The sequence below is a fragment of the Bordetella sp. BOR01 genome (genome assembly GCF_019218885.1).
Lineage (GTDB): Bacteria > Pseudomonadota > Gammaproteobacteria > Burkholderiales > Burkholderiaceae_B > Bordetella_A.
In genome coordinates this window covers 240,796-254,059 of the sequence record NZ_JAHUWT010000003.1, presented here as the reverse complement: position 1 = coordinate 254,059, position 13,264 = coordinate 240,796, and the positions used below count along the sequence as shown (strand labels likewise).

Sequence of the window (13,264 nt, the reverse complement as noted above, 5' to 3'; positions counted from 1 at the left end):
GTCATGAATTAGTCATCGAATTGTCATGACAGTTTCGTGCGGTCCGGCGATAAATAACCCTGCGCGATAGCGCAGGGTCCGGGCCGTGACGAACGAACGGCATTCTTTTGAAGTTATATAGCCCCACGCGGGACCAACAAGGGCACACCATGCTTTATCCTGAACTCTTCAAGACCATGGAAGCCGTGCGCTGGAACATGGCAAGCGACATACCCTGGGACGACTTCGACCGCAGCAAGCTGTCGGACGAACAGGCGTATACCATCAAGATGAACGCCATCACTGAATGGGCGGCATTGCCGGCCACCGAGATGTTCCTGCGCGACAATCGCGGCGACAGCGATTTCTGCGCGTTCATGTCGGTGTGGTTTTTCGAAGAGCAGAAACATGCGCTGGTGCTGATTGAATACCTGCGCCGTTTCCGCCCCGACCTGGTGCCCACTGAAGAAGAGCTGCACAAGGTGCGCTTTGAATTCGATCCGGCACCCGAGCTCGAGACGCTGATGCTGCACTTCTGCGGCGAGGTGCGCCTGAACCACTGGTATCGTCGCGCCGCCGAATGGCATACCGAGCCGGTCATCAGGGCCATCTACCAGACCATCTCGCGCGACGAGGCACGCCACGCGGGCGCCTACTTGCAGTACATGCGCCGGGCCCTGCACGATCGCGGCCAGCGCGTCAGCGAGCAGGCCCGGCTGTCGTTCTCGAAGATCGGCGTGCTGATGGCATCGGCCAGCCGCACGGCCCAGGCCATGCACCCGACCAACCTGCACGTCAACAAGGGCCTGTTCCCGAACGACACGGTGCAGTCTCGACTGCCCGAGCCCGGTTGGCTGGAACACTGGCTGGATACGCAGATCCGCTTCGACGGCAACTGGGAACAGAAAGTGGCCAGCCGCATCCTGCACATCTTGTCCAGCCTGATGGGGCGCAGCTTCGATACGGTGAAAGACCTGAACCGCTATCGCAAGGAAATCAACCAGCTGGCCGCGGCCGGTGGGCAGTCCGAGCTGATCGTTCCGGCCGGCACCTGACGAGGCGGGGCGGGCGGACAGCGTCGTACAATCGCCGCATGTCCGCCGCCCGTTTCGAATCCAAGATCCTGTCCCGCGACGCCTGCGCGGCCGCCATCGCCCTGGGCAAGCTGCCCCGGCCGCTGGTGTTCACCAATGGCGTGTTCGACATCCTGCATCGGGGGCATGCCACTTACCTGGACCAGGCCGCGCAACTGGGCGCCACGCTGGTGGTGGCCATCAATACCGACGATTCGGTGCGCCGCCTGGGCAAGGGCGACGATCGGCCCCTCAACCGCCAGGAAGACCGCGCCGCGCTGCTGGCGGCGCTGGGTTGCGTCAGCGCGGTGACCTGGTTTCATGAAGACACGCCGGTCGAGATCATTGGCGAACTGCGCCCCGACCTGATCGTCAAGGGCGGCGACTACGACATGGAAACCCTGCCCGAGACCGCCCTGGTCAAGACCTGGGGGGGACGCGCGCTGGCGATTCCGTTCGAGTTCGAGCGGTCGACGACGTCGCTGGTCAAGAGAATACGCGGGTAGGCAGCCCGCTGCCGGTGCCTGGCCCAGGGCGGATGAGTTGTTCGGCCGGCGGCTCAGTTGGGCAGGCGTAGCAGGCGGTTGACGGCTTCCAGGTCGGCTTCCGACAGGATGCCGCCGGTGGCCTTGAGCCGCAGGCCATCCAGCAGGGTGCGGTAGCGGGCCTGGGCCAGGTCGCGCTGGGTGGCGTAGAGCTGTTGCTGGGCGTTGAGCACGTCCAGGTTGATGCGTACGCCGATTTCGTAGCCGGTTTGATTGGCCTGTACCGCCGCGCGGCTGGATTTTTCGCCGGCTTCGAGCGCGGCGATGCGGGCCAGGCCGGCGACGACGCCGGTGTAGTACTGGCGGGCCAGCTGCACTGCCTGGCGGCGGGCGGCTTCGTAGTCGTTGCGCGCCTTTTGTTCGAGTTGGACTTTTTCTGTTACCTGAGAAGAAACACCGCCGCCCGAATAAATAGGCACCGACAACACCAGCCCGACCGAGCTGTCGACGGCACGGCTGCCAGCAACGTCGCGGTTCGCGCCGATGGCGTTGCCGCTGCTGGCACGCAGGCTCAAGGTAGGATAGTGGCCGCTACGCGCCACCTGGATGTCGCGCTGGGCGATCTGGGTTTGCAGTTGGGCGCGCGCCACTGTCAGGCTGGCAGCCTCGGCCTGGGTCGACCAATCGTTCTGGCGGGCAGGCTGCGGGGGCGGCAACGGCACGCTGCCGGGCAGTTCGGCCAACGCGCCCGACGGCTGGCCGATGATCTGTGCCAACTGGTCGCGCAGCACGTCCAGGGCATTTTGCTGCAGCAGTTCTTGCGCCACCACCAGGTCGTAGCGGGCCTGGGCTTCGTAAGTATCCGTGATGGTGGAATTGCCCAGCTCGAAATTGCGCTTGGCTGCTTCTAGTTGGGCACCCACCGCGGCTTTCTCGCCTTCAGTGGCAGTCAGGGTGTCTTGCGCGGCCAATACGTTGAAATAGGCATCCGAGACGCGTAGCAGCAGGTCTTGGTAGGCCTGCTGCAACTGCAGTTCGGCGTCGGCCACCCCCAGCTTGGCTTGCTCGTAGCGCTGCCAGCGCGACCAGTCGTACAGCGGCTGGGTCAGGATCAAGTCCCAGGTGCCGCGGGTGCCGTCGCGGCGACGCGTGGATATGTTGCGCGTGGCCCGGGTTTCTTCGTAGGCGCCACCGACTTCGGCATTGACCGCCGGCAACAGGTCGGCGCGCGCTTGCGGCAATTGCTCGATGGACGCGCGATACGAGGCGCGGGCGGCGGCGTAGAGCGGATCTTTGGCTAATGCCAGGCGCCAGACCTGCAGCAGGTCTTCGGCGGCCTGGGCCGGCGCGCCCAGGCATGCGGCAAGCGCCAGGACCAGCGTGCCTGCAAGCGATCCGGCGCGCATGCGTCGAGAATCAGAACTTGAACTGCGAAACCGTGGCCCCGCGCAGCGGCTTGACGACCGTTTCGAACAGGTTGACGGTTTCGAAGCTGGCGGCCGTGGTACGCGTGATGCGACAGGCCGTCATGATGGGCATTTGGCCGACGATCACCACCAGGCGGCCGCCGACGCGCAACTGGTACTTCACGGCGTCGGGAACCACCGGCACCGAACCGGTGACCAGGATGGCGTCGTATTCGGTGGTGCCCCAGCCATTGCGGCCGTCGCCGGTCTCGACCTTGACGTTGGTGACGTTGTTCATTTGCAGGTTCTGCTGCGCGAACGCCACCAGGCGGTTGTCGATCTCGACCGACGTGACTTGCTGGGCCAGGCGCGCCAGCAGCGCCGCCTGGTAGCCCGAGCCCGTGCCGATTTCCAGCACGCAGTCGGTGGGGGTAAGTTGCAGTTCCTGGGTCAGGCGCGCCTCGACCTTGGGGGCCAGCATGGTCTGGCGGGTATCGACCGCGTTGATCTGCAACGGGATTTCCAGGTCGGAAAACGCCAGGGCGCGCAGCGCCGGGGGCACGAATTGTTCACGGCGCACCGCGAACAGGGTGTCCAGCACCTTGGGGTCGAGCACGTCCCAGGGGCGGATCTGCTGCTCCACCATGTTGAAGCGGGCTTGTTCTACGTCGGGTAGGGTCGAAGCGTTCATGACGGCAAAGGAAAACTCAGGAAAATCCAACAGGACATTGTACTGATTCGTTGCATTTTTGCGCACCCGGCCCGGTGAGGGTCAGACGGGGCCTACCACCAGGCATGAAAGTGGTGCGTGGGGCCGTGGCCCGAGCCCACCTGCAGGCGGTCGGCATGGCGCAGCGCTTCGGCCAGGTAGGCCTTGGCGCGGCGGGCGGCCTCGGGCACGTCGTCGACCTGCGGTAGCAGCGCGGCCAGGGCGGCCGACAGCGTGCAGCCGGTGCCGTGGGTATTGCGCGTCTCGATGCGGTGGCCGGGCAGTTCGATCATGCGGTCGCCGTCATGCAGCAGGTCGATGGTGTCGTTGCCGGGCAGGTGCCCGCCCTTGAGCATCACCCAGCGCTGGCCAGTGTAGGCCATGATGTTGCGCAGGCGTTCGGCCACGCGGCGCATCTCTTTCAGGGTCTCGACGGGGCGCTCGTCGAGCAGCACGCCGGCCTCGGGCAGGTTGGGCGTGAGCAGGGTGGCTTGCGGCAGCAGCGCCTCGCGCAGCGCGCCCACCGCCTCGCGCTCGAGCAGCAGGTCGCCGCTCTTGGCGACCATGACCGGGTCCAGCACGACGTGGGCGGGCAGCCACTTGGCCAGTTTCTCGGCCACGACGACGGTAACGGGCTGCTGGCCCAGCATGCCGATCTTGACCGCGTCGATGCGCACGTCGGCGAACAGGGTGTCGATCTGCTGCCCGACGAAGGCCGGCGGCACCGGCGCGATGGCCGTGACGCCCTGGGTGTTCTGGGCCGTGAGCGCGGCAATGACCGCGCAGCCGTAGGCGCCCAGCGCGCTCATGGTCTTGACGTCGGCCAGCACGCCGGCGCCGCCGGAAGGATCGACCCCGGCAATGCTCAAGGCATTCGGGATGGGCCGGGAGGCAGTCATCGCGCGGCGGCCGGGGCGGCGGTGATCAGGCCTTCGGTGGGCGAACTGGGGGCGCCGCTGTACAGCTTGCGCGGCGTGCGGCCGGCCCGGAAGGCTTCGCGGCCGGCTTCCACCGCCTTTTTCATGGCGCCGGCCATCAGGATGGGGTCTTGCGCCCCGGCGATGGCGGTGTTCATCAGCACGCCGTCGCACCCCAGTTCCATGGCGATGGCGGCATCGGAGGCCGTGCCCACGCCCGCGTCGACCAGCACCGGCACGCGCGCCTGGTCGATGATCAGGCGCAGGTTCCAGGGGTTCAGGATGCCCATGCCCGAGCCGATCAGCGACGCCAGCGGCATGACGGCCACCACGCCCAGGTCTTCGAGCATGCGGCACTGGATGGGGTCGTCGGTGCAATACACCATGACCTTGAAACCGTCGGCGACCAGGGTCTTGGCGGCCTGCAGCGTTTCGGGCATGTTGGGAAACAGCGTGTGCGAGTCGCCCAGTACTTCCAGCTTGACCAGGTCGTGGCCGTCGAGCAGTTCGCGTGCCAGGCGCAGCGTGCGTACGGCATCGTCGGCGCTATAGCAGCCGGCGGTGTTGGGCAGCAGCGTGAATTGCGAGGGCGGCACGTAGTCGAGCAGGCTGGGCTCGCCGGGATTCTGGCCGATATTGGTGCGGCGGATGGCCACCGTGACGATCTGGGTGCCGCTGGCATCGAGCGCGGCGCGGGTCTGTGCGAAGTCTTTGTACTTGCCGGTGCCCACCAGCAGACGCGACTGGTATTCGCGCCCGGCGATGGTCAGGGTATCAGGAGTGGTCATGGCGATGCTTGCAGGGGAAAAAATGCGGTTGCCGGCGCATGCGGCAGGCTGGCGATATGTCCATGATAAAGCACCGGGCGGCAGGTGGTCCGGGCAGGCCCGCCCGGGTCATGACTAAACGGAATGATCCGAGCGGTTTTCATCGTTTGGCGGGGCCGTCGCGCCGACTGCATACTGGCCCAACCCTGTGTTTTTCCACCCTTTCCAAGGAACCCCCCATGGTTGACCATCTCATGGCCAGTCTCGGTGTGGATCGGTCTGCGTATACTGCCGGCCCGCACGCCATCCATACTCCCATCGACGGCAGCCGCATCGCTTCGGTCCAGTTGGATGACCCGCTTGCCATGGCGGCCAAAATCGAGCGTGCGCAACGCGCCTTCGATCTCTGGCGCGCCGTGCCGGCGCCACGGCGCGGCGAACTGGTGCGCTTGTTCGGCGATCTCTTGCGCCGCCATAAGCAGGCCTTGGGGGAACTGGTGTCCTGGGAAGCCGGCAAGATCACCCAGGAGGGCTTGGGCGAAGTCCAGGAAATGATCGACATCTGCGACTTCGCGGTCGGATTGTCGCGCCAGCTATACGGGTTGACGATCGCCTCCGAGCGGCCGGGCCACCACATGCGGGAAACCTGGCATCCGCTGGGTGTTGTCGGCGTCATCAGCGCATTCAACTTTCCGGTGGCGGTATGGGCCTGGAACACTACCCTGGCGCTGGTTGCCGGTAATGCCGTCATCTGGAAACCTTCCGAGAAGACCCCGTTGACTGCCCTGGCCAGCCAGGCCTTGCTGGAGCAGGCCATGCGCGAATTCGGCGACGCTCCGCAGGACTTGAGCCAAGTGTCGGTCGGCGACCGCGCGGCCGGCCAGGCGCTGGTGGACGATCCGCGCGTGGCGCTGGTCAGCGCCACCGGCAGCACCCGGATGGGGCGGGAAGTGGGCCAGCGCCTGGCGGCGCGTTTTGGCCGCGGCATCCTGGAACTGGGCGGTAACAATGCCATGATTCTGGCGCCCAGCGCCGACCTGGACCTGGCGGTGCGGGCCATCCTGTTCGCCGCCGTGGGAACCGCCGGCCAGCGCTGTACGACGCTGCGCCGCCTGATTGCCCACGAGTCCATCAAAGACGAGATCGTGGTTCGCCTGAAGTCGGCCTACGCCAAGGTCCGTATCGGCCATCCGCTGCAAGGTAATCTGGTGGGGCCCCTGATCGACAAGGCCAGCTACGATGCCATGCAGGACGCTCTGGCCCGGGCGCGCGACGGCGGTGGCAGGGTGTATGGCGGCGAGCGCCGGCTGCAGGCGGAATATCCCGATGCCTATTACGTGTCGCCGGCCATTGTCGAAATGCCGGCGCAAACCGAGGTGGTGCGTCACGAAACTTTCGCGCCCATTCTCTACGTGATGAGCTATGCCGATACCGGTGCGGCCATCCGTTTGAACAACGAGGTGCCGCAAGGCCTGTCGTCGTGCATCTTCACGACCGACCTGCGAGAGGCCGAATTGTTTCAAAGCGCGCTGGGCAGCGACTGCGGGATCGCCAACGTCAATATCGGCACCAGCGGCGCCGAGATCGGCGGAGCATTCGGCGGCGAAAAAGAAACGGGCGGAGGCAGGGAGTCCGGCAGCGATGCCTGGAAGGCTTACATGCGCCGCCAGACCAACACGGTCAATTACTCGCGCGAACTGCCCCTGGCGCAGGGCATCAGCTTCGACTGACCTCTGGCGCGGCGGGCCGGCCCGGTACAAGGGCCGGCACCTGCCCGCGCGATGCGACGCGTGCGCGGCTCAGTCGCCCACGCAGCGCAATCCGGTGGTGGATGGCCGGGGCCGGGCATGGCGCGATTGCTGGATCGCCAGGTAGGCCACGGCGACCTTGCGCGCCGCGAACATGCGTTCGAATGCGCGCATGTCGATGGTGCCGCATGCCGTATTGAAGAATGCCGCCCAGGCCTCTTCCGGCACGCGGGGGCCTTGCATGGCGGCCTCGACCTCGCGGGTCTGCTGAATCAGCGCTTCCGACGGGGGAAGCGTCGTGCGGTAGTACCCGCGATCTTCGTAATCGAAATCTGCACACATGGGCGAGTCCTTGGCAAAAAAATGCAACTGGCGATTCAGGTGACCAGGATGGCGCCGCAACTGCCCGATTGCGATCCATAAGCCAGCCGGGTCCCGTCCGGGTGCCAGGCCAGGGCGGCGAGGGCGTCGCGGCCGGCCTGGCCGATGATTTTGCGGCGATCGCCGTCCAGGCTTTCCAGGATGATCGCGCCGTCCGAATATCCGACCGCGATCCAGCGCTGGATGGGATGGCACGCGACGGCCGTCACATGATGCTGCGGCCGGACACCAAGTTCCAGTGGGGCCAGTCCGACCGGCCCTGTCTGGGCGGCAAACGGCCAAAGCGCGGCGCCCGCGCTGCCATTGGTGGCCAGCCAGCATCTGTCGGGCGTCCATGACCAGTCCGTCACGGGCTGGGCGTAGCCCAGCATGCGGAAGTGCCGCGATGTGTCCAGGCACCAGCCATGCAGTGCGGCGTTACGTATCGCCATTATCAGGAACCGGCCATCGGCCGAGAAAGCCATGCGCGTCGAGACGCCTTTCCATGGCAGGCAGCGCGGCGGGCCGGCATGGCCTCGTTCGTGCAACATGACGCCGTCATAGAGTCCCATGGCCAGCAGCCGCCCGGTGCCGTCGAATGCCAGCGACTCGACGGCGCGGGCCTGTGGATGCTCGGACCACGTGCCCTCGCTTTCCTGCAGCCAGACCATTCGTCCGCTGGCATAGGCCACTGTGCCGTCCTTGGCCACGGCCAGCGCCGAAACCCATTTGTTTCCCGTGCGGGCCAGGCAGATCGCGCCCTCGCCAGAGGTGGACATGAGGCATCCGTCCTCGCCCGCCGACAGCAACCCGCCTCCGGGCAGGCGTTGCGCGGCCAGGATGTCGCCCTGGTGCAGGCGTATCGCATGGCGACTCTCGGGGCGTGCGACATGCATGACGCCATCTGCCGCCAGGAAGTACGCGCCATCGGCCAGGTAGCCGGCCATCAGGCAGGCACTGCCGATGTCGATGCGGCACAGCGTCCGCATTCAGGCCTGGCAACGCTCGAAGGCGTGCCGGAGCGCGGCCGCATCCAGCTTGCGGCCGATGAACACCAGGCGGCTGTGGCGGGCCTGGTCGGGGCCCCACGGGCGTTGATGTTCGCCCTCGACGATCATGTGCACGCCCTGGATGACGTATTTCCGCGCTTCGTCCCGCAGGGCAAGAATGCCCTTCAGGCGCAGGATGTCCTGGCCCTGCTCTTCGACCAGCTTGTGGATCCAGGGGAAGAACAGATTGCCGTCCAATGCGCCCGCCTGCAGCGAGACCGACTGGATATCGGCCAGATGCCCGGGGGCCGCGGGTTCGTGGCCACAATGTTCGTCATGCACATGATCCGGGCCGGCGTGGCAGGGCCGGTCGTTGGTAAAGAAGCCGTCGATATCGCTCAGGCGATCGAGGTCGAATGCACCGATAGCCAGGATCCGGGACAGGTCGATATCTGCCTGCCGGGTTCGATACCGGGCCGCATGCGGGTTGATCCCGGCCACGCGGCGCTCGATGTCATGAGTCTGCCGTGCCGACACGAGGTCGGTCTTGTTGATCAAGACTACGTCGGCATACGCAAGCTGGTTCTCGGCCTCGATGCTGTCGGCCAGGCGCAGCGGCAGATGCAGGGCATCGACCATGGCGACCACCCCGTCCAGCGCGGTTTTCTGCCGCACTTCTTCATCCATGAAGAACGTCTGCACCACGGGAGCCGGGTCGGCCAGGCCGGTGGTTTCGAGCACGATGGCGTCGAACCTGCCCGGCCGCCGCAGCAGTTTCTGCAACACCCCGATCAGGTCGCCGCGCACGGTGCAGCAGACACAGCCGTTGTTCATCTCGTAGATTTCTTCTTCGGACTCCACGATCAGATCGTTGTCGATGCCGATTTCGCCGAATTCGTTGACGATGACCGCGTACCGCTTGCCTTGCTGCTGCGTCAGGATGCGGTTCAGCAAGGTGGTCTTGCCGGCCCCCAAGTGGCCGGTCAGGACGGTGACGGGTATCTTCTCCGGTGCGGTGGCCATGGCGTTCAAGTGCGTTCCAGGATGTGCATCCCGCGGTTTCGGTCGATGATGTAGATAAGGCCTTCCCGGGTCAGGAAGACATCGTTCGTCGAGGCGCGGTCGAATCCCGGGATATCAGGCACGAAGTGCGCGACTTCACGCGGCGCGTGCGGATTCTTGATATCCACGATGCGCAGGCCATTGGCGAACCAGGCCACCGGGATTTCGGTTCCGTATACCTGCTCGGCAGGCTGGTGGCAGCCGGTGTACTCGGGCATGTCCTTGCCCTCCAGCCCCTCGATTTGATAGGTAGAAATCGGAACGGGCTGGGTTTCGTCGGTAATGTCGACCAGCCACATGAACGGCGGCGGCGAGGGTCGCAGCTTGCGCACATCTTCGTCCGCCACCACCGCGATCTTGCGGCCATTCAGTTCGAACGGCATGGGCAGCACGGTATGAGTGGGATGCGGGAAGGTCGGGCTATATACCAGCCGGGATACCAGCTTCGGCTTGCTCATGTCCTCGATGTCCAGGATGGCCATGCCACCATGCCAATAGGCGACATACAGCCGGTTGCCCCGGCGCAGTACCTGGTGGCACCACGTCATGCGGTACCCTTCGTCGGGCGTTTCTCCGCCGGCCACCCATTGGCCGGGCATCCACCAGCGACCCACCTCTTCGGGCTTGGCGGGATTCTGCAGATCCAGGATCATGGCGATGTTCAGGTGGTAGCCTTCGACTTCCGGCGTGATGTACGCATAGCGTCCGTCGAAATCGAAGCGGTGCACACCGGTGCCGGCGGTTTTCCAGAAGCAGATCTGCTTGGGATTCGGTGGGTCTGAAACGTCGTAGATGGCCAGCCCGCCCTGGAAGTTCTCGCCCAGTATGTAGGGCGGCGGACATTCCCAGTTGACCAGCATCAGGTCATTCTCGACCCGGACCTTGTGGCTGTGCACTCCTTCCGGAATCGCGATATGGGCAACCTGCCTGGGCCGCGCGGGATCGCTGATGTCCAGGATGGTTGTGCCGGCCGGGGCTTCCATGTGCGCGATATACGCATACTTGCCCTGCACATAAACCTGTCCACCGCCCGCGCAGTCGAAGTGTCCGACACACTTCAATCCTTTGATGTCCGCCATGACGCGATTTCTCCCGATCACTCGATGTGAAGTTATTTCTTGAGCAAGCCCAGGGACTTGAGCAACTCTGTGTGTGCTTTGTATTCGGACCAGAGCATTGCCTTGGTCGCGTCGCCATCCATGTAATTGATGCTGACTTCGCGCGAGACCACGAAATTCTTGAAATCGGGGTCGTCGAGCACCTCCTTGAAGGCGTCGTGCATGTAGCGACGGGCGGCGGGATCCATGTTCTTCGGCCCGAAGAAGAAGAACTGCAGTTGCACGCCGATGTCGTAGCCCAGTTCCTTGAAGGTGGGTACGTCGGGGTAGTAGCCGACGCGCTCCGCCTGAAACACGCCCAGTATGCGCAGGCGGCCGTCGTCCAGCATGGGGCGGCCCTCGCCCGCGTTGATGACCAGCGCATCCACGTGGCCTCCGACCAGGGCCACGCTGCTTTGCGACCAGCCGGGATACGGCACTTCCAGGACGTTGATGTCGGCGGCCTGGAGCAACTGCGCCATGTTCAGGTGCGCCGCGGTGCCCACGCCGGTGTAGCCCAGGCTTAGCTTGCCGGGCGCGGCCTTGGCCGCCGCGATGAACTCCTGCGCACTTTTCCAGGGTGCTTCCGCGCGTACAGCCAGCAGTTGATACGACGATACGATGTTGATGATCGGGGCGATGTCGTCGGGGGTCTTGTAGGCCACGTCGTTGATCTGGGGCACGTCGACAATGGCGCCCGTTGGCGTGAATCCGATAGTGAGTTCCTGCGGCTTGGATTGCACCACCGCGGCGATGCCGATCGACCCGCCCGCGCCGGGCCGATTCATGGCCACCACGCCGTGCGGGAAACGGTGGCGCGCTTTTTCGATCACCATGCGTGCCACCAGATCTGTCAGCCCGCTAACCGTGAACGGATTGATCATCGTGACCGGGCCGCTCGGCGCTTCTGCCACAGCAATCCCTGACATCGTCGTCAGCAGTAATGCAACTATTGCCCTTTTCATTGCTTTTCCCCTTGAAATGAGGTGCCTGCCGGTTCGGCGGCCCCTTCGACTTCATGACATAGGCACTTGGATCGGGTTCGTTCCCCCTTGGTATCGGCGTGTACGCCTGTCGCGGCCCGGCGCGGCGCCAGCTAGCGCGCCGCCACGATTTGAATCTCGACAAGAAAACGCGGGTCGGCCAGCCGCACTTCCATCGGCGTGCGCGCCGGCGTCCGCCCGGGTACTACCCATGCATCCCATACCGTGTTGACCGCTACGAGGTCGCGCATGTCTTTGAGCAGGACCAGTGCGGAAATGACGCGCGACTTGTCGGATCCGCACCTGCCCAGCAGCATGTCGACCTGTTCGAGTACTTGCCGGGTCTGCCCGATGACATCCTCGCCCGGATCAGGGGCGACCTGGCCGGCGAGATGCACCGTGTCGCCGTGGATGACGGCCTTGCTATAGCGGGCATTACTTTCCAGATATTCCATGGCGCAGCCAATGTCGATGAGTGGGTACCGGTTTTCACGAGCAAAATCGCCAGACGGCACTGCTGGACAAGGGCTCCGGGCGTTCGTAATATCCACGACATCCAACATGCCGATCGGCAAGCCGAGCGTTGTGTCGTACGCCTTCGAGCTCAGCCCATGGCCGAGTCCCGCGCCCCGTAATTCATCTGAGGTCATCCTAGCAAGCTCATCCAGGGGGTGAAAGCGATGAAATGACATCGGGTCATCTGAAAACTTCATCACCTCGGCCTTGCCACCTGACAACAATGAAACTGAACCGGCGTCTTGTTCCGAATCTGCTCATCCTGCAAACGTTTGAATGCGCGGCGCGGCACGGCAGCTTCACCCAGGCGGGTAAAGAACTGAACCTGACCCAGAGCGGCGTCAGCCGCCACATCAAGGAACTGGAAACCCGGCTTGATTTGCAGTTGTTCGATCGCGTGCGGCAACGGGTCAGCCTGTCGGCGGCCGGAGCCCGGCTGCTGCCGGAAGCCCGGCGCCTGCTCGACAGCGTCGAGGGCACGATGCTGCACTTCATGGCGGGGGCGCAGGCCAGCAATCATCTTGGCGTGGCGGCGCCTGCCACGTTCAGCAGCCGCTGGTTGATTCCGCGCCTGCCCGAGTTCTTGGCCCGGCATCCCGATACGGTCGTCAGTTTCCAGGGCAGCATGCCGTCGTTCTCAGGCGAATTCGTCCCCTTCGATGTTGCGGTGCACTTCGGCCGCCCCGTCTGGGCTCATGCGTCGTGCGTTTACCTGTGCCGCGAAGTCGTGCTGCCCGTGGCCAGTCCGTCGCTGCTGCGAACGCACCCCGTGGCAAGCGCCCATGACCTGGCCGAAGTTCCGCTGCTGCATGTGAATGCACGTTCCACAGCGTGGGAAATGTGGTTCGATGGGCTGGGCCTGGATACCGGCGCGGCTTATCGGGGCCATCATTTCGACCAGTTCTCGATGCTGATCGCGGCCGCGGCAAGCGGCATGGGCGCCGCGCTGTTGCCCACTTATCTCATCGAAAACGAATTGCAGGCCGGGACGCTGCAAGTGATGCTGGACGAACCGCTGCCCACCGATAAGGCGTACTACCTGGTAGTTCCGGAAAACAAGGCCGACGACCCGATCGTGCAGGCATTCTGTGCGTGGATCGGTAGCCAGGTCTCGGAACGCAGTCTTGCGGCTGGCGCGGTGCCCGGAGCAGAGCATCGGGTGCCCTGATCGGC

The 13,264-nt window shown here is 64.7% G+C and carries 14 protein-coding genes; 4 read left to right on the top strand and 10 right to left on the bottom strand.

Translation table 11 applies throughout. From position 1 onward, the window contains the following. Positions 1-149 precede the first annotated feature (149 nt). Together KW845_RS15960 and KW845_RS15955 are read left to right on the top strand one after the other, a co-directional pair. Positions 150-1,034, top strand: coding sequence for a ferritin-like domain-containing protein (locus tag KW845_RS15960; protein ID WP_218370293.1), 885 nt, complete (start codon positions 150-152; stop codon positions 1,032-1,034). 38 nt (positions 1,035-1,072) lie between these two features. Further along, a complete protein-coding gene (locus KW845_RS15955; protein WP_218370291.1) occupies positions 1,073-1,558 on the top strand; it encodes an adenylyltransferase/cytidyltransferase family protein in 486 nt (161 codons plus the stop codon). Between the two features lie 53 nt (positions 1,559-1,611). On the opposite strand, the gene KW845_RS15950 is transcribed toward KW845_RS15955, so the two are convergent. From KW845_RS15950 to KW845_RS15935, 4 genes are all read right to left on the bottom strand, one after another. Beyond that, positions 1,612-2,943 (bottom strand): TolC family outer membrane protein, encoded by a 1,332-nt coding sequence (locus KW845_RS15950; protein WP_218370289.1) that lies wholly within the window; start codon positions 2,941-2,943, stop codon positions 1,612-1,614. A gap of 10 nt (positions 2,944-2,953) precedes the next feature. Further along, positions 2,954-3,634 (bottom strand): protein-L-isoaspartate O-methyltransferase, encoded by a 681-nt coding sequence (locus tag KW845_RS15945; protein WP_218370288.1) that lies wholly within the window; start codon positions 3,632-3,634, stop codon positions 2,954-2,956. Between the two features lie 92 nt (positions 3,635-3,726). Further along, the gene (gene thiD, locus KW845_RS15940; protein ID WP_218370287.1) at positions 3,727-4,551 is read right to left on the bottom strand and encodes a bifunctional hydroxymethylpyrimidine kinase/phosphomethylpyrimidine kinase; all 825 of its coding nucleotides are present in this window, start codon (positions 4,549-4,551) and stop codon (positions 3,727-3,729) included. Beyond that, entirely contained in the window at positions 4,548-5,357 is an 810-nt protein-coding gene (locus KW845_RS15935; protein ID WP_218370286.1) for a thiazole synthase, read from the bottom strand. The genes thiD and KW845_RS15935 overlap by 4 nt, the downstream gene beginning before the upstream one ends. Positions 5,358-5,575: 218 nt before the next feature. Here KW845_RS15935 and KW845_RS15930 point away from each other — a divergent pair, with 218 nt between their 5' ends. Continuing rightward, positions 5,576-7,066: an aldehyde dehydrogenase family protein gene (locus KW845_RS15930; protein WP_218370285.1), complete on the top strand. Its 1,491-nt coding sequence runs from the start codon at positions 5,576-5,578 to the stop codon at positions 7,064-7,066. 69 nt (positions 7,067-7,135) lie between these two features. Here KW845_RS15930 and KW845_RS15925 read toward each other — a convergent pair whose 3' ends face one another. The 6 genes from KW845_RS15925 to KW845_RS29495 all read right to left on the bottom strand — a co-directional run bounded on the left by KW845_RS15925 (position 7,136) and on the right by KW845_RS29495 (position 12,288). After that, on the bottom strand, positions 7,136-7,426 hold the full coding sequence (locus KW845_RS15925) for a hypothetical protein (RefSeq protein WP_218370284.1): 291 nt from the start codon (positions 7,424-7,426) through the stop codon (positions 7,136-7,138). Between the two features lie 35 nt (positions 7,427-7,461). Continuing rightward, the gene (locus KW845_RS15920) at positions 7,462-8,433 is read right to left on the bottom strand and encodes a WD40 repeat domain-containing protein (protein WP_218370283.1); all 972 of its coding nucleotides are present in this window, start codon (positions 8,431-8,433) and stop codon (positions 7,462-7,464) included. Further along, positions 8,434-9,456: a GTP-binding protein gene (locus tag KW845_RS15915; protein ID WP_218370282.1), complete on the bottom strand. Its 1,023-nt coding sequence runs from the start codon at positions 9,454-9,456 to the stop codon at positions 8,434-8,436. Between the two features lie 5 nt (positions 9,457-9,461). Further along, positions 9,462-10,574, bottom strand: coding sequence for an LVIVD repeat-containing protein (locus KW845_RS15910; protein ID WP_218370281.1), 1,113 nt, complete (start codon positions 10,572-10,574; stop codon positions 9,462-9,464). Positions 10,575-10,606: 32 nt separating this feature from the next. Then, positions 10,607-11,506 carry a tripartite tricarboxylate transporter substrate binding protein gene (locus KW845_RS15905; protein ID WP_370628239.1) on the bottom strand — a complete coding sequence of 300 codons (900 nt, stop codon included), beginning with the start codon at positions 11,504-11,506 and terminating at the stop codon, positions 10,607-10,609. 182 nt (positions 11,507-11,688) lie between these two features. Further along, a complete protein-coding gene (locus tag KW845_RS29495; RefSeq protein ID WP_255592698.1) occupies positions 11,689-12,288 on the bottom strand; it encodes a RidA family protein in 600 nt (199 codons plus the stop codon). A gap of 26 nt (positions 12,289-12,314) precedes the next feature. On the opposite strand from KW845_RS29495, the gene KW845_RS15895 reads away from it, so the two are divergent. Then, positions 12,315-13,259, top strand: coding sequence for a LysR family transcriptional regulator (locus KW845_RS15895; RefSeq protein ID WP_218370278.1), 945 nt, complete (start codon positions 12,315-12,317; stop codon positions 13,257-13,259). Positions 13,260-13,264: the final 5 nt, after the last annotated feature.